Below are 16,912 nucleotides of genomic sequence, written 5' to 3' on the forward strand. Positions count from 1 at the left end.
GAAATCATTGTGCCGCGACTACCTCCATCATGCCGGAAGCAGAGCGTGCATTGAACTGCGGACGATACATGTCTTCGACAACCGCAGCCGGGTGAGAATAGATTCCGGGCGTGACGGCGCGAACGACGTAGGCGACGACGAACTCGCCGCCATTGTCACGATCGAAGGCCGCAACGAACCGGTCGTCGCGGAATTCGCTGTGCGCCGCGCCGGGTTCTCCGAGCCATTCGAAGTTGGATAGCTCTGCACTGCCTATCAATCCTGGATTGTCGATCTCCAGTCCCGCTGGCAACAGGTCCGTGATGACAACTCGTGATGGCCAGTCATTGTTCTCGACGATGCGAAGTACGACGACATATCGCTCGTTCTGCGTCGCTTCAGTGATGTTGGCTTCCTCGCCATCGAGGGAATAATAGGTGCGCTCTATGGTAAAGCCGTCGCCTCCTGCGGGAAGAGGGTCCGCTGGTGCGCCGACGGTCGTAATCACCGCATCAACAGGCTGCTTTCCCCGGTTGGAGATCTTCAACGCGGTTGCCTGCAGTTCGTCGCCCTCGATACGCCGCGCGAAGCTTCCTGCGTGAGGGATGCCGTCAATCTCCAGCTGGATGTTGCTGTCATTGTCGTTGATCGCCCGTGCGGCAAGCAGCATCCAGACCTGCTCCTGTGTCGACAGGTAGGACTTCTCCTGCCGCTGTTGTGCCACGAAACGCGTCAATGCGGGGATCGCGGCGGGTGCAGGACGCGTTTCGGCGGCCAACGCCAAAACCGCAGCGCTATCTCGCAAGGTAGAGCCGTAGTCGGACCGATAGAAGCTATCGTTCGACCCGCTTTCAGCCGCGCGCAAGGCGGCCGCAAAGGTGCGTTCAGCGCGGGGATTGTCCCCGTAGAGCGCCAGCGCCGCAGCAATCTGCGCCCGCGCCATCGAGCTTGCGAATTCTTCGATGCGCGCGTCTGCGTAATAACGCAGATCTCCCACCGACGCCTTGCGATTGCGTGCCAGCACATAAAGAGCGTAGGCGATTTCGGTGCCGCGATCCTGAATGTCGGTCGTGTAGGCAAGCTGATTCTGCAAATTGTCGAGCGCTGCGGTAAAGCCCTGTACAGGAACCAGATAGCCTGCCTCGCGCGATCGGGTCAGGAACTCGGCAATGTACGCGTCGAGCCACATGTCGCCGTAGCCCGGTCCCCAGAGGCCGAATGTCCCGCTCGACGTCTGCGCGCTCAACACTCGCCCGATTGCATCCTGTACTCGCTGTCGCAGGGCTGGGTCGTCCGCTACGCCACTCGCCTTCGCCAGTTCGCTGACATAGAGCAGGGGCATCGCGCGCGAAGTCGTCTGTTCGGTGCATCCATAAGGATAGCGGTCGAGTGAAGTCAGCATCGACGGAATGTCGAGCGCGGCCAGTGGTGAAATCCCGATGGATATGGATGCGCCGTCCATCAGACTGTCCGAGAGCAATTGCTCGTCTATTTGAAGCGTGCCGCCCGCAGGAACACTTACTGTCTGCCTGCTGGTCAGTGGCATCGATGGTTGGCGGACGGGAATGAACAATGTGCGCTGAACGGTGGTGCCATTGTTGTTGGTGAGTGCAACCGTCAGGGTTGCGTCGCCGGTGGTCAGCGCAGTGATCGGCAGATCGACCACAGCGCGTGCGCCAGTCTCCAGGTTGACACTTTCTGGTGCGGAACCGAGGTCGAATGTCGCTTTTCCGTCAGTTGCGATGGAAAGTGCGTAGTTGCCCGAAGGTCCGTCAGTGTTGTGTATGTCGAGACGGATGGACGCCTGGTCGCCGGCAGCAAGGAACCTTGGCTGACCGGCGGTTACCACCAGCGGATCACGGATCACGACGTCGCCGCTTGCCTGGCCGATGGCGGATTTCGACCAGGCCACTGCCATCACACGTGCGGTGCCGTTGAATTCGGGGATGGGAAATGACACCTGGGCTTTGCCGTCGTCACCCACCTGTACCGGGCCTGAAAAGAATGCGACGAGCTTTTCGGTTGGCGGATTGCCTTGAACCGCCATTCCGCCGCCATCGCCGCCCGTCCGAAGGCGGCCAAAAGCGCCCATCGATCCATCGATCAAGCGACCGTAGAGATCACGCAGTTCGAGGCCAAGGCGTCGCTGTCCGAAATACCAGCCTTGTGGGTCCGGAGCAGAATAGCGCGTCAGGTTGAGAATGCCGACATCGACGGCCGCGACCGTGACATAGGCTTCCTCCCCCGGCGCAAGTCCCGATAGCGCGACGGGTATGACCAGCTCTTCGCGCGGTGAGGTTTGAGATGGAAGGTCCAGCGTCACTCCAAGCGAGCGCTTGCCGGGATCAATCGACAGCCATTTCACGCCGATTGCGCGTGACGGCATGCGATTTTCCTTGGCATCGCCGGGGCGAAAGAGTGCTGCCGTCACGTAGGCGCCGCCGCCCCAATCCTGTGACACGGGAATGGCTATCTCTGCGCCTTCCGACGGGATTGTCTGTGTAAGCGTCGTGAACAAACGGTCGGAGCCGACCGTCACCAGCAATTCTCCGGCAAAACGCGGCGATACTTTCAGCCGTGCAGTTTCGCCTGCCTCATAGCGCTCCTTGTTCAACGCAATTTCGAGGCCGTCGGGTGTCTCGGTCGAGGCGGCTTCGACAAACCAGCCGGCGTTGAACTCAAAGCTTGCGGCAGGGCCGTCAGCGTTGTCACCTTCAACATCGAGGCGATAGCGGCCCCAAGCTACGCGCACGCCCAGCTTGGCCGGTTCATCGGCGCGAATGGCGAGCTTGCCGCTGTCGACACGACTTTCCGTGGTGATTGCCTCATAGTTCCAGCTGTTGTTGGAACGATACCATTGATAGCTGCGCTCAATCTTGTTGAGGGTCCAGTTAACGGATGGCAGCGAGATTCTCTCTCCATCAGGAGAAACCGCTATGATTTGCAGTGCGGCGGTGGAGTTTTCGGGAACTTCCTTGCCGCCAAACTCGGGGCGAATGCCCAAAACGGTCTGTTCCGGGGTTATCGTAACCGGTGTGCGCCGTTCGACGGCTCGGCCACCACCTTCACGCATGCGGACGGCTACTTGGGCCTCCAGCAGGGCAGTCGTCGCGGGCAGGGGGGCAAGAACCGCTTCAAAGCTGCTGTGACCGTCTTCGTCTGCCGGGTTGATGTCGAGGGGTATGGAGACGGCGTCAACTTCCTCGTCTGAAAGACCGAAGAAGTAACCGGGGAAACGCTCCCAATCGCGCTTGAGGCGAACAGAAACCTCGCCTTCGAATTCGAGTCCGGCCGCCGGTGCGCCGTAGAGGTAACGGCCCTGAACTTCCATGCGTATGGGTTCGTCCGCCGCAACCGACGTTGTCAGAGCGTTCAAATCAAATTCTATACGATCCGGCACGAACTGTTCGACCAGAAAACTCGCCTGAGCGACGGCAGGCATTTTCGGGTCGGTGTGGACCGCCATGCTCCATGTGCCGAGCATGGCTGTTGGTTCCAGCGCAAGCGGCGCATAGTGCCCGCCAAGCGCGGCGTGGTCGCTGACAATACGTTGGTCTTCAACGCCGTCGGGGCGGGAGTAGATGAACGTCAGCGGCAGGGCTTCGACGGCCTCGGCACTGTCATCTCTTGCGAGTGCCGCGCCATGAACCGTCTCACCAGCGCGATAGATGCCGCGTTCCGTCCAGGCAAAGACATCCAGCGCGCCGGGCGCTGTTCTTCCCGTCACGCCACGATCTGAAAGATCGAAACCCGGCTTTGTCATGTCGAGAAACACGGAGCCTCCCGCTGGCAGTGATGCTGTCAGGACTGACGGTGCCATTCCCGACGTGCCGCGAATCAATCCGGGAGTGAAGACGACACGACCGTCCTCGTCGGTGGTGGCGGTTCCAAGAATCTCGTTGTTGCGTGCCAGAAGCTGTAGTTCGACACCGACCATCGGCTTTGCCGTAGCAAGGGAGCGGGCAAAGACAGTCAGGCCATCCTCTCCGGTGTAGGTCGAGAGCCCGATATCCGAGACGACAAACCATTGCGTTGCCCGCGCATCCCAAGCCTGGCTTGTGTCTCCTTCAGGCGTGGCGCTGAGAACATATACGCCGGGTTGGCGCTCTGGCAGAGCCTCCGAAATGGGGAAGCTCGTCACAATCTCCTTGTTGAGATCGTTTTCAAGCTCGATCGCGCCCTCCCACATCAGTTCGCCGCTCTCGGTCGTCAGATTTTCCAGCGCATAGGCGTCGAGCTGGCGCAGGAACTGATAACCGTTCACAAGGCTGGCAAGTGATCGGTCACCGATACGGTACAGTTTAAGATCCGCAGTGGCTGAATTGACGCTGACCATCGGGATGCCGTGGCGTCCCGCCGATGGCAGCACGAAATTTTCACCGGAGAAGCGGATCGAAGGCGCGCGATCTCTTACATAAATTGCCAGGGCGACGGGAGCTTCTGTGACCTCGCCTATCGCTGCGGGCAGCCCCTGACGAACATTGATCCGGTAGTTTTCACCGTGACGCAGTCCTTCAATGCATATTTGCTGGCCCTTGGCTTCAACAGCTTGCGGCGGTCCGTCGTTGATCGTGATGAAAGGGGCGTAGTCCTGACCAGACTTGGCGAGCTGTTCGGAGAACTGAATGCAGGCTCGCGGCGTCGCACTATCGGTCTCGACCGTATTTCCAATCACGCGAAATCCCTTGCGTGATTTCAGGTCGAGATAGGCCGCCCGCACAGTCGCATCATTGCTGAGCGTCAGGCTCGCCTCATATGCCTGCAGGGCAGGGCGATAGAGGTCGCGCCGGTCCAGCGCCTTTGCCAGCACCGCAAGGCTTTGCGCACGTTGGGAGACGGTGCGGGTCAATTCGTATCCGATTGCAGCCGCAGACGACGCATCGCGTGAAAGTTCGGCAGTTTCGTCGCTGTTTTCCGGCTGAATTGCCAGCAATGCTTCGGCGAGACGGGACCAGACGTCGCTTTGATCGTCGGCGATTGCGAGCGCGGCGCGATAGTTCTGTGACGCCGCGCGAGCGTCGCCTGCTTGCATCGCACTGTCTCCCGCCGAGGACAGGTAGACCAGACCGTCTTCCTGATTTTGAGTCAGGTCGGATATGGTTTGCCGGTAGCGACGAACTTCATCCGAAAAATAGCTGGGCAAAAAGCCCAGCTTGGACGGCGCACCGATGTCAGTGTCGCCTGCAAGATTGACGACACGCCCTGCGACAGCGCCGGCGAATGGTTTCATCACACTGTAGTCGGACTTCAGGAAACACCATTGCGCCTTGGTGTTGTAGGTGTAAGCGCGGCAGTCGCCATCAGCGAGGCAGATTGCACTGCACTGGTCCAGGGAGACATCGCGTTCAGTACGCAAGTCGAAACCGAAATAGTCGCTGTCAGGCGTCGTGATGACGGAGCGCTCGACGGACTGGGAAAAGCCCAGTGTCGGGAATGCGAGCAGGGTCAGAACAACGGAAAACCAGCGGGCCGCGCGCAATGACATGATGTCCTCCAGATGCTCGCAATGTCCCCTAATCGGGCAACTGAGCAGCCTTGGCGGAAATTTGTCAACACACGCAAGAGGCCCACAGCAAAAACATCGGGCTTATCAGCAGCTATCGGCAGCGTTGCATCTGACCGGCATAATTGTTCGCCATTGCCGCAGTCTTGCGCGCGTAAGCCTGAATGTTGCTGTTGGAGCGCCAGCTGCCACGCGCATATCCGGCATGGCCTGAATAGTAGGCGAGGTAGAGGCTCTGGGTATCGCTGGACGCGATGCCCAGCGTATTGACGGATTTGCGATGATACCATCCGACAAAATCAGCTGCGTCGGAGAAATTGCTGCGGCGCGCACCGTGACGACCGGTTTCGCGTTGATATTGCAGCCACGTGCCGTCCAGCGCTTGCGAGTATCCGTAGGCGCTGGACGCACGCGGGCCAGGAATGAAGCCGAGATACATCTTGCGGGCAGGACGGGCACGGCCATCGAAGCCTGATTCCATCCTTATCGTGGCCATCACCACATGCAGAGGGATCCCATGCCTGCGCGAAGCGGCCGTTGCCTCCTGACGCCAGCTGCTGATCCACCCATCATTCTGGGCAAACACGGCACACACGTCGTTGATGCGTTGTGGCTTGGACGCGCAGGCAGAAACTGCCAGAACCAGCAACAGGGAAGCGAAACGCAGAACAGATGAGATACGCATACGCGCAACGTATCTCGTTGACGTAAATTAAAGCTTTCTACGAGTTTTAACTAATAAGGCATTGTTGTGGATTCGCTTTCATCCCTCGGACCGGAGAGTGAGCTCGTCAAATCTGATCCCTGCTGACCCTGAATAGGGGGTAGCGTGCAATGCGAGAAACCACAGGCTGACGACCGCTGCGACCATGAAAATGCCAAGCGCATTGCGCGCTGCTGCTGGCCGATCTGCGTGAGTGGCGGCAATGGCAACCATTGATAGAAGCGTGAGGAAAAGCACCAGGTTCCATTTATGGGTGCTTACTGAACTGTTGCCGATAGCGAGCCGCTTGTTGCGTGCATCCTGCAACTCATCGAAATCGCGCGTCATTTTTCCGATCAGAGGGCTGGGGATTCCCTCCCGTGCCAGCTTCACGATTTCGACGCGTATCCGCTGAAGTGAAGCATCGACGGAGGCCACGGGTACGCGATTCAGGCCGGTCCCCCATTCTTTTTCTTCTACCTCATGCTTGTAGTCCGCAATCGAACTCATGATTTCGGGAAGGCCGAGCGCGTCCTCTTCAGCAATGCCAACGAGGCGAATGATTGCCGAGCGCTCTTCGCTCAACGCCTGATCCGCATTGGCACGGGCGGCCCATACGTCTGCAGCCACAAAACCAAGTGCCAGAGCCCAGGCTGTTGCGATTGTCCCCACAAAGGTGGGCGCGGGCACCGCTCTGGAAAGGTTGCGGTGGCGATGCCTCAGCAGTCTCAGATAGCCCATTGCCAGAGCGTAGCAGAGTAGCCCGAAGCCGGTCAGGAGAAGCAATTGCACGATTGCCGATTGCCAGAAGAATAAGTTCAAAAGCATCGTCCAGCACTCCGATCCTGCGAATTGGCGGATGAATGCGTGAATTTAGAGCTGAATGGTAAGCAAAAGCCTTCCCGGTTGCTCCGACGATCTCAGGACTGCGATAAAAACATGACTAACATACTCATGTTTTTGCTGATGAAAAACAATCACTTACCAAAAATTTGACCGATTGATAAAAAAATTGTTCGTGCTAGCATTTCCCCAAAACCAATAATGGGGAACATTGATGATGGCTGAAGGCCAGTTGAAAGAAGGCATAGTCGCCGGTCGACTATCGTCTATGGAGTATGCCGACAATTTTTCCGACCTAAATGCGCCGCTAGATGCGCATGAGGCTCGGGTGGAGGCGGACCGTTGTTACTTCTGCTATGATGCACCGTGCATGACGGCGTGTCCGACCTCGATCGACATTCCACTCTTCATCCGGCAGATTTCGACTGGAAATCCGCTCGGAGCTGCCAAGACGATCTTTGACCAGAATATTCTGGGCGGGATGTGTGCCCGTGTCTGTCCGACCGAGACGCTGTGCGAAGAAGTCTGTGTTCGCGAGACGGCTGAGGGCAAGCCGGTCCAGATCGGTCGCTTGCAACGTTACGCTACCGACGAGGCGATGGAGCGCTCCAAGCAGTTTTACACGCGGGCGGAGGCGTCCGGCCGCAAGGTGGCGGTGGTGGGAGCCGGGCCTGCCGGGCTTGCTTGCGCACATCGCCTGGCCGTCAATGGACATGATGTCACGATCTTTGAAGCCCGGCCCAAGTCGGGCGGTCTCAACGAATATGGCATCGCTGCCTACAAGACGACCGACAATTTTGCGCAGGCGGAAGTCGATTATGTCACGGCCATCGGCGGTATCGAGATCCGGCATGGGCATGCCTTGGGCAGGGACGTTTCCCTCGCTGAGCTTGCGGATGGCCATGACGCCGTATTTCTGGGCATGGGCATGAGTGGCGTCAACGCGCTGCGCGCCGAAGGTGAAGACGCGGAAGGCGTTGTCGACGCCGTGGATTTCATTTCCGAGTTGCGTCAGGCCGATGATCTGTCGACGGTCGCGATTGGCAGGCGTGTCGTCGTTATCGGCGGTGGCATGACGGCGGTCGATGCCGCGATACAGTCACGACTTCTCGGTGCTGACGAGGTGACGATCTGTTACCGTCGCGGTCAGGAAAATATGAATGCTTCCGCCTATGAGCAGGATCTGGCCAACGTCAATGGCGTCATGATCCGTCATTGGCTTCAGCCAAAGCGCGTTCTGACCGAAGGCGGACGCACCGTCGGGGTTGAGTTGGAGTATACCAGGCTTGAAGGCGACCGCCTTGTCGGTACTGGTGAGATGCTGGTGATCCCCGCCGATCAGGTGTTCAAGGCGATTGGTCAATCATTTGAAGCTGCTCCGCTCAACGGCAGCGGCAGTGCTATCGCCCTGGAGCGGGGGCGTATCAAGGTCGACGCAGAAGGTCGTACTTCGATGCCGAAGGTCTGGGCGGGAGGCGACTGTGTCGTCGACGCGAGGGAGGACCTGACTGTCGCCGCAGTCGCAGCCGGGCGCGATGCTGCGGAAGCCATACACCGGTCACTTACCGCCAATGGGAGGGCATGAGCATGGCCGACATTCGCAACAATTTCATCGGTATCAAGTCGCCTAATCCATTCTGGCTCGCGTCCGCTCCGCCGACCGATAAAGCCTACAACGTTGTCCGCGCTTTCAAGGCGGGTTGGGGCGGTGTCGTCTGGAAAACACTGGGCGAGGAAGGTCCGCCCGTCGTTAACGTCAACGGGCCGCGCTATGGCGCAATCTGGGGCGCCGACCGTCGCCTGCTGGGCCTCAACAACATCGAGCTGATCACCGACCGCGACTTGCAGACCAATCTGCGCGAGATGAAGCAGGTCAAGATGGATTGGCCCGACCGCGCGCTGATCGCCTCGATCATGGTGCCGTGTGAAGAAAACGCATGGAAGAACATCCTGCCGCTGGTCGAAGAAACCGGTGCGGACGGTATCGAGCTGAATTTCGGCTGCCCGCATGGCATGAGTGAACGCGGTATGGGCGCTGCTGTCGGGCAGGTTCCCGAATATGTCGAAATGGTCGTGCGCTGGTGCAAACAATACACGCGCATGCCGGTCATCACCAAGCTGACGCCGAACATCTCGGATATTCGCCAGCCGGCGCGTGCCGCTCTTGCCGGGGGCACCGATGCTGTCTCGCTGATCAACACGATCAATTCGATCACGTCGGTCAATCTCGACTCATTCTCGCCGGAGCCGTCGATCGACGGCAAGGGTACCCATGGCGGTTATTGCGGCCCGGCGGTCAAGCCGATCGCGATGAATATGGTCGCAGAGATTGCGCGTGATCCGCAGACCCAGGGGCTGCCGATCTCCGCTATCGGCGGCATCACCACCTGGCGCGATGCTGCCGAGTTCCTTGCGTTGGGGGCAGGCAACGTTCAGGTGTGCACGGCCGCGATGACCTATGGCTTCAAGATCGTCGAGGAGATGATCGAAGGGCTGAAGAGCTGGATGGACGAAAAGGGCCACGCAACCCTCGATGACATTATCGGACGTGCAACGCCCAACGTCACCGACTGGCAATATCTCAACCTCAACTATATCGCGAAGGCGCATATTGATCAGGATTCCTGCATCAAATGTGGCCGCTGCCACATCGCCTGCGAGGACACCTCCCATCAGGCGATCACCAGCATGGTCGACGGGGTGCGTCACTTCGAGGTGATCGAAGCCGAATGCGTTGGCTGCAATCTCTGCGTCAACGTTTGCCCGGTTGAGAACTGCATCACCATGGAGCCGCTTGCGGTAGGCGCGCTGGACCAGAGAACGGGCCAGACGGTCGAGCCAACTTATGCGAACTGGACAACGCACCCGAACAACCCGATGGCCCGCGAGGCTGCCGAATAGTTCCTCCCAGCGCGAGGTCGCCCAAGTTGCGTATCGGGTAGCCTCGCGCGCAAGAGAGTTCGGGCATTTCCGCTTTCTTCGAGTTGTGGAATTGCTCCAACTCTCTATTTTTCCGTGTTTCCGAACGCGAAACCGCTTCGCAATTGATGAACTGCTCTGGCAGGCAGGTTCCAGCCATAAGACCACAACGGCTGGCCTGCTGTTTCCACTAGGCAGACTGCAGTCACTCGGCTAAGTCCTGTATACAGTGGAGGGCCGAGAATGAGCCAGACGACAGCGACGACCGTTTCTACCGTCATTCAGGATGCTCCCGAGCAAGCGCCGGCCACGCTGCGCGGCCACCTCGCGATGATCTTGTTTACGGCGCTTGTGTCGGGTTCCTATTCTTTTGGAGGGCTTGCCGCCCCCCATATCGCGCCTGGCGCCGTCAATGCGATGCGCTTTGCGGTCGGCATAGGCTTCATGGCGGCGGTTGTGGTTGTGCTCTATCGCGGGCGAATTCCCGCGCCCAGCTCTTCATGGCGCTATCTCCTGCTAGGCGGATTGATGGCCGTGTTCTTCATCACCATGTTCATGGCTTTGGGGCTGACTGATCCGGTCTCCACCGGCGCAGTTTTTACGCTGATGCCACTGATGTCGGCGATCTTCGGCTATTTCCTACTTCGCCAGATCCCGCGTCCGATTGTTGTTGCCAGCCTTGTCGTTGCCGCTTTGGGGTCGATATGGGTGATCTTCGGGGGTGATCTTGCTGCCATTCGTTTGTTCGACATCGGCCGTGGTGAGATCATCTTTTTCGTTGGCGTCATCTGCCACGCGCTTTATTCGCCGCTGGTCAAGAAGCTCAATGATGGGCGCGAGCCGCTCGCCGTGTTCACGCTCTACACCATGATGGGGACGGGGCTCTGCATCGCGATCTACGGGGCGCGTGAGGTGCTGGAGACCGATTGGGCTGCACTGCCACCTGTGGTCTGGCTCGCGATTGGCTATCTGGCCGTCTTTACAAGCGCCGGCACCACCTATCTGGTCCAGTATGGCGCGATGCGGCTGCCGGCCGCCAAGGTGATGGCCTACACCTACCTCTCGCCGTGCTTTATCATCGTCTATGAGGGGATGCTGGGCCATGGATGGCCAAGCTTTGCGGTGCTTGCAGGGGTGGTCGTGATCGTGCTCGGCCTTCTGGTGATGGCGCTGTCGAAAGACCCGCAAGTTTCGCGATAACGCATCATTAACCCAAATCGGCAAGCTTCGTATCAAGGTGAAGGTGATGCGCGGAAGGTCGGCATGATCGTTATAAGAGCGAGCGGGAAGACCGATGTCCGGGCTTTGCGCAAATTGGCGACCCAACTTTCAGCGGATGAAGTCGAAGTTGCACCGCAGGAAGTGGAGGCGGCGACGCGTCGTCGTGACCGAAAGCCGCCCGTGAGTACGCTGGCTGGTGCCAAGGTCTCCGCTGAGACGCAGAGCGCCTTGATGGATTTGCGCCCTGTGGAGGGTGTGACGGCGGGCGAGTATGATTTCGCCTGACTGAACCGGGTTCGTGATCAGTCGGGCTGGAGTCCATCCACGAAGATCTGTTCCAGAAAGCGGGCTGCGTCTTCAAACCGCTCCTCTCCGCCGCGAAGTGGACCGAGGACGGTTCGCACCTGAACGTCGAAGTCGGCATAGTGCTGCGTCGTTGCCCAGATCGAAAAGATGAGGTGGTACGGGTCTGTGTGGATAATGCGGCCCGACCGCATCCAGCCAGAAATTACCTCTGCCTTCTCATCGACCAGAGTCTTCAGCTCGCCCTCGATCATGGGCATGATGCGAGGTGCACCCTGAAGAATTTCGTTGGCGAACAGGCGACTTTCGCGCGGGTAATCACGCGCCATTTCTAGTTTGCGCCGAATGTAGCTGCGTAGTTCGGAGATTGGATCTCCGACGTCATCCAGCTCACGCAACGGCGCGAGCCAGGTCGTGAGCAGTCGTTGCATCAGCGTGATGTGGATTTCTTCCTTGGAGCGAAAATAGTAAAGCAGGTTTGGCTTCGACATGCCTGCGCCGTCGGCGATCTGGTCGATAGTCGCCCCGCGAAAGCCATGCTGGGAGAAGATCTCGAGCGCGGCGTCGAGAATCAGCTCGCGCTTTTCCGTCTGGATTCTGGTCCTGCGTCGCGGCTTTTCGGCCTCCATGCTTTTGTCCTCCCGCACGCTTTCCGTGCTGTTTCTGGCCTAATCCATCTGGACCAGTTTTCTTCAGTCCTGTGGAGCGCGCGCAGGTCCATAGAAATGCGCTAGTAATGGCTTGACCGCCCGACTGGCGGTGCTAACGTTTGTCCAATTGGTCAAAAAAATGCGTAACATGATTGCGCTCCAAGAACCAAGCGTTGGCCGTATCGAACTGGAACTCAAAGGGGAAGCTTGGTTATGTCCAACAGGCTCAACGTTGCGCCAAACGATCTTAGCGCATTTTGGATGCCGTTTTCGTCCAATCGACAGTTCAAGCAGGCTCCGCGCATGCTGGTTGCTGCGAAGGACATGCACTATACTTCGTCTGATGGCCGGCAGATACTTGACGGCACCGCAGGCTTGTGGTGCGTGAATGCGGGCCATTGCCGTCCGAAAATTACCGAGGCGATCCAGAACCAGGCAGCGCAGCTTGACTATGCGCCTGCGTTCCAAATGGGGCATCCGCTCGTATTCGAACTGGCAAACCGTCTGGTCGATATCGCGCCAGAGGGAATGGACCATGTGTTCTTCACGAATTCCGGATCGGAATCGGTCGACACCGCGCTGAAGATCGCGCTGGCCTATCAGCGCATCAAGGGTGAGGGGAGCCGTACACGTCTGATCGGTCGCGAGCGCGGCTATCACGGTGTGAATTTCGGTGGCATCTCGGTTGGCGGTATCGTCACCAACCGGAAGATGTTCGGCACGCTGCTGACCGGCGTCGATCACATGCCACATACCCACATGCCGGCCAAAAACAGCTTTACGCGTGGTGTGCCTGAGCACGGCGGCGATCTTGCCGACGAACTCGAGCGTATCGTCACGCTGCACGATGCTTCGACCATCGCTGCCGTGATTGTCGAGCCGGTTGCAGGGTCCACCGGCGTGCTGATCCCGCCGCAGGGCTACCTGCAGCGTTTGCGCGACATCTGCAGCAAGCATGGCATCCTGCTGATCTTTGATGAAGTGATCACCGGTTTTGGTCGTCTCGGTACGCCGTTTGCCGCTGACTATTTCGGCGTCATTCCTGACATCATGGTCACCGCCAAGGGCGTCTCCAACGGCGTGATCCCGATGGGCGCGGTGTTCGTGAAGAAGGAGATCCACGACGCGTTCATGACCGGTCCGGAACATCTGATCGAGTTCTTCCACGGCTATACCTATTCGGGCAACCCGATTGCTTCGGCTGCGGCCATCGCCACGCTCGACACCTACAAGGAAGAGGGCCTGTTGACCCGCGGGGCCGAGCTTGCTGGCTATTGGGAAGATGCACTGCATTCGCTGAAGGATGCGCCGCATGTGATCGATATTCGCAATATCGGTCTTGTTGGTGCAATCGAGCTGCGCTCGATTGATGGTCAGCCGTCAAAGCGTGCATTCTCGGCATTCGTGAAGGCGTTCGAAAAGGGTGTCCTGATCCGCACCACAGGCGACATTATTGCGTTGTCGCCGCCGTTGATTGTGGAAAAGGGCCAGATCGATGAGATTGTCGACTGCGTGCGCAGCGTCTTGCAGGCAATAGACTAAGCCTTACCAACCTATTCGGGCCGGGGACCAACGTCACCGGCCCGTTTCGTAACTGACTGACAAAGGACTTACTAATGGCCGCACCCGGCGAAAACCTGCGCATCAACCCAGATCGGTTGTGGGACACTCTGATGGAGATGGCCAAGATCGGACCGGGCGTTGCAGGTGGTAACAACCGCCAGACGCTCACCGATGAGGACGGCGAGGGCCGCCACCTCTTCAAGAAGTGGTGCGAGGAAGCCGGCATGACCGTCGGCGTCGACAAGATGGGCACGATGTTTGCTTACCGCGAAGGCACCGACCCATCGCTGCCGCCTGTTTACATGGGGTCGCATCTCGACACTCAGCCAACTGGCGGAAAGTTTGACGGCGTGCTGGGCGTGCTCGGCGGCCTGGAAGTGGTGCGCACCCTCAACGACCTCGGCATCAAGACGAAGCATCCGATCGTCGTTACCAACTGGACCAACGAGGAAGGCACGCGGTTTGCACCGGCGATGCTGGCGTCCGGAGTGTTTGCCGGCGAGCACACGCTCGAATGGGCCTATGATCGCGTCGATGCCAAGGGCAACCGTTTTGGCGACGAACTGGAACGAATCGGCTGGAAGGGCGACAAAGAAGTCGGCAACCGTCCGATCAAGGCGTTCTTCGAACTGCATATTGAGCAGGGACCGATCCTTGAAGACGAGGGCATCGACATCGGCGTCGTCACCCACGGGCAGGGGCTGTGGTGGCTCGAAGTGACGCTGACCGGCAACGATGCGCATACGGGCTCGACGCCGATGCACAAGCGCCGCAATGCTGGCCTGGGTCTTGCCCGCGTTACCGAACTCGTCCACGAAGTGGCGATGGACTACCAGCCCGACGCAGTCGGCGCGATCGGCCATATCGAGGTTTATCCTAACTCGCGCAACGTGATTCCAGGCGAAGTCGTGTTCACCATCGATATTCGCTCTCCCAATGCGGAAGTGCTGAACGAGATGCGTGCACGCATCGAGCAGGGCATCGAACTGATCGCGGAAGCGCTTGATATCAGTTCGGATGTTGAGGCGGTCGGACATTTTGAACCTGTGACGTTCGACGAGAATTGCGTCAAAGCCGTTCGCGATGCTGCAGAACGGCTGGGCTATTCTCATCGCGATATCGTCTCGGGTGCAGGGCACGATGCTTGCTGGATCAACCGGCTTGCGCCGACCGCCATGGTGTTCTGCCCGTGCGTCGATGGGTTGTCGCACAATGAGGCCGAGGAGATTTCCAAGGAGTGGGCTGGCGCTGGCGCCGATGTCCTCTTCCACGCTGTCGTCGAAACCGCTGAAATCGTGGAATGATCGACAGGCACTGACAATTGCTGGGTGGGGAAGATAAACTCTCCACCCAGACGTTCCCGAAATGGGAAGGCGACGAGAAATGCTCTCGAAAAGAGAGCGCATGCGACGGCTATTCACAGGCCGAGGAACCCTGTGAATAGCCGCAGTCGAACGAGATAGTCTCTCTTTTGGGGAGACGGGTGGGAGCGCTGGCACGCGCCATTGACCGCAACAACTTCACCGCCCCGGAACGAGCAGATCCGGGAGACGGGAAATGCGGTGGGTGTTGGTGGCAATCTCGCCGAAGAGGCTCCCGTAGCCGGGAGTCGGGCCGTGCTACTCGCAGGAAGAGGAACCCTGCTGGCAAGCACTGTCGCACCAGTTTTTCCTTCCCGTTACGGGGAGGGTGAGGGTGAAGATTGTCCTTCGCCATTCACGATCTGCAGATCGCCCGCAAGAGGCGTCGTAAGAATAGGGGAACTGAAAGTATGACAAAAGTCATCAAGAATGGCACCGTTGTTACCGCTGATCGCACGTACCAGGCCGACGTCCTGATTGACGGGGGAAAGATCGTTGCGATTGGCGCGCAACTCGATGGTGACGAGGTCATAGATGCCACCGGCTGCTATGTGATGCCGGGTGGGATCGACCCTCATACCCATCTTGAGATGCCGTTCATGGGCACTTATTCCGCCGACGATTTCGAGAGCGGCACACGGGCCGCCTTGTCCGGTGGGACGACGATGGTAGTCGATTTCTGTCTGCCGTCGCCGGGCCAGTCGCTGCTTGAGGCGATTACCATGTGGGACAACAAATCGACGCGCGCCTGCTGCGACTATTCCTTCCATATGGCGATCACCTGGTGGGGCGAGCAGGTGTTCAATGAAATGCCCGAAGTCGTGGCGCGCGGCATTCCGTCGTTCAAGCATTTCATGGCCTATAAGGGCGCGCTGATGGTTGACGACGATGAGATGTTCTCGTCGTTCCAGCGCTGCGCTGAACTCGGTGCGCTGCCGATGGTTCACGCCGAAAACGGCGACGTGGTGGCGCAATTGTCCGCGAAGCTGCTCGCTGAAGGCAATAACGGTCCGGAGGGCCATGCTTATTCCCGCCCGCCGGAAGTCGAAGGCGAGGCGACCAACCGCGCCATCATGATCGCTGACATGGCGGGCGTGCCGCTCTATGTCGTGCACACCTCCTGCGAGCAGAGCCACGAAGCGATCCGCCGCGCCCGCCAGAAGGGCATGCGGGTCTTTGGCGAGCCGTTGATCCAGCATCTGGTGCTCGACGAAAGCGAGTATTTCGACAAGGACTGGGACCATGCGGCGCGCCGGGTAATGAGCCCGCCCTTCCGCAACAAGCAGCATCAGGATTCGCTGTGGGCGGGGCTGTCGTCGGGCTCGCTGCAGTGCGTCGCGACCGACCACTGCGCCTTCACCAGCGATCAGAAGCGCACCGGCGTCGGCGACTTCACCAAGATACCCAACGGCACCGGTGGGCTTGAAGACCGTCTTCCCGTGCTGTGGACATTCGGGGTCAATACCGGCCGTCTGACGATGAACGAATTCGTCGCCGCGACCTCGACCAACATCGCCAAGATTCTCAACATGTATCCGCAGAAAGGTGCGATCCTCGAAGGGTCTGACGCCGACATCATTGTCTGGGACCCCGAGCGTTCCAAGACAATCTCGGCCAAAACGCAGCAGTCGGTGATCGACTACAACGTTTTCGAAGGCATCGAGGTCAAGGGCCTGCCGCGACATGTCTTCACGCGCGGCGAGGCGGCAGTTGTCGACGGCACCGTTCAGGCGACGCCAGGCCACGGCCAGTTCGTCTCCCGCGAGCCAAACATGGCGGTAAACAAGGCGCTGTCGACGTGGAAACAGGTGGTTGCACCGCGCAAGGTGGAACGCACCGGCATTCCGGCAACGGGCGTGTGATCGAC

The 16,912-nt window shown here is 59.0% G+C and carries 11 protein-coding genes; 7 read left to right on the top strand and 4 right to left on the bottom strand.

Annotation, left to right across the window (positions count from 1 at the left end):
* Window positions 1-4: 4 nt before the first annotated feature.
* The 3 genes from BMZ42_RS13020 to BMZ42_RS13030 form a co-directional block, all read right to left on the bottom strand.
* Entirely contained in the window at window positions 5-5,464 is a 5,460-nt protein-coding gene (locus tag BMZ42_RS13020) for an alpha-2-macroglobulin family protein (RefSeq protein ID WP_091523134.1), read from the bottom strand.
* 112 nt (window positions 5,465-5,576) lie between these two features.
* The gene (locus BMZ42_RS13025; protein ID WP_091523136.1) at window positions 5,577-6,167 is read right to left on the bottom strand and encodes a transglycosylase SLT domain-containing protein; all 591 of its coding nucleotides are present in this window, start codon (window positions 6,165-6,167) and stop codon (window positions 5,577-5,579) included.
* A gap of 78 nt (window positions 6,168-6,245) precedes the next feature.
* Window positions 6,246-7,013 carry a bestrophin-like domain gene (locus tag BMZ42_RS13030; RefSeq protein WP_091523138.1) on the bottom strand — a complete coding sequence of 256 codons (768 nt, stop codon included), beginning with the start codon at window positions 7,011-7,013 and terminating at the stop codon, window positions 6,246-6,248.
* Between the two features lie 232 nt (window positions 7,014-7,245).
* Here BMZ42_RS13030 and BMZ42_RS13035 point away from each other — a divergent pair, with 232 nt between their 5' ends.
* The 4 genes from BMZ42_RS13035 to BMZ42_RS13050 all read left to right on the top strand — a co-directional run bounded on the left by BMZ42_RS13035 (window position 7,246) and on the right by BMZ42_RS13050 (window position 11,453).
* The gene (locus BMZ42_RS13035) at window positions 7,246-8,613 is read left to right on the top strand and encodes an NAD(P)-dependent oxidoreductase (protein ID WP_091523312.1); all 1,368 of its coding nucleotides are present in this window, start codon (window positions 7,246-7,248) and stop codon (window positions 8,611-8,613) included.
* 2 nt (window positions 8,614-8,615) lie between these two features.
* The gene (preA, locus tag BMZ42_RS13040; protein ID WP_091523141.1) at window positions 8,616-9,929 is read left to right on the top strand and encodes an NAD-dependent dihydropyrimidine dehydrogenase subunit PreA; all 1,314 of its coding nucleotides are present in this window, start codon (window positions 8,616-8,618) and stop codon (window positions 9,927-9,929) included.
* 261 nt (window positions 9,930-10,190) lie between these two features.
* Window positions 10,191-11,147, top strand: a complete 957-nt coding sequence (locus BMZ42_RS13045) for a DMT family transporter (RefSeq protein WP_244523256.1) — start codon at window positions 10,191-10,193, stop codon at window positions 11,145-11,147.
* Window positions 11,148-11,210: 63 nt separating this feature from the next.
* Window positions 11,211-11,453, top strand: coding sequence for a hypothetical protein (locus BMZ42_RS13050; protein WP_091523143.1), 243 nt, complete (start codon window positions 11,211-11,213; stop codon window positions 11,451-11,453).
* Window positions 11,454-11,470: 17 nt separating this feature from the next.
* On the opposite strand, the gene BMZ42_RS13055 is transcribed toward BMZ42_RS13050, so the two are convergent.
* Window positions 11,471-12,100 carry a TetR family transcriptional regulator C-terminal domain-containing protein gene (locus BMZ42_RS13055; protein ID WP_091523145.1) on the bottom strand — a complete coding sequence of 210 codons (630 nt, stop codon included), beginning with the start codon at window positions 12,098-12,100 and terminating at the stop codon, window positions 11,471-11,473.
* A gap of 234 nt (window positions 12,101-12,334) precedes the next feature.
* Here BMZ42_RS13055 and aptA point away from each other — a divergent pair, with 234 nt between their 5' ends.
* The 3 genes from aptA (at window position 12,335) to hydA (ending at window position 16,907) form a co-directional block, all read left to right on the top strand.
* Window positions 12,335-13,663 carry an omega-aminotransferase AptA gene (aptA, locus tag BMZ42_RS13060; protein ID WP_091523147.1) on the top strand — a complete coding sequence of 443 codons (1,329 nt, stop codon included), beginning with the start codon at window positions 12,335-12,337 and terminating at the stop codon, window positions 13,661-13,663.
* 74 nt (window positions 13,664-13,737) lie between these two features.
* Window positions 13,738-14,988 carry a Zn-dependent hydrolase gene (locus tag BMZ42_RS13065; protein WP_091523150.1) on the top strand — a complete coding sequence of 417 codons (1,251 nt, stop codon included), beginning with the start codon at window positions 13,738-13,740 and terminating at the stop codon, window positions 14,986-14,988.
* A gap of 467 nt (window positions 14,989-15,455) precedes the next feature.
* Window positions 15,456-16,907 carry a dihydropyrimidinase gene (gene hydA / locus BMZ42_RS13070; RefSeq protein WP_091523152.1) on the top strand — a complete coding sequence of 484 codons (1,452 nt, stop codon included), beginning with the start codon at window positions 15,456-15,458 and terminating at the stop codon, window positions 16,905-16,907.
* The last annotated feature ends 5 nt before the right edge of the window (window positions 16,908-16,912 follow it).

This window comes from Aquamicrobium aerolatum DSM 21857, from assembly GCF_900113935.1.
GTDB lineage: Bacteria > Pseudomonadota > Alphaproteobacteria > Rhizobiales > Rhizobiaceae > Aerobium > Aerobium aerolatum.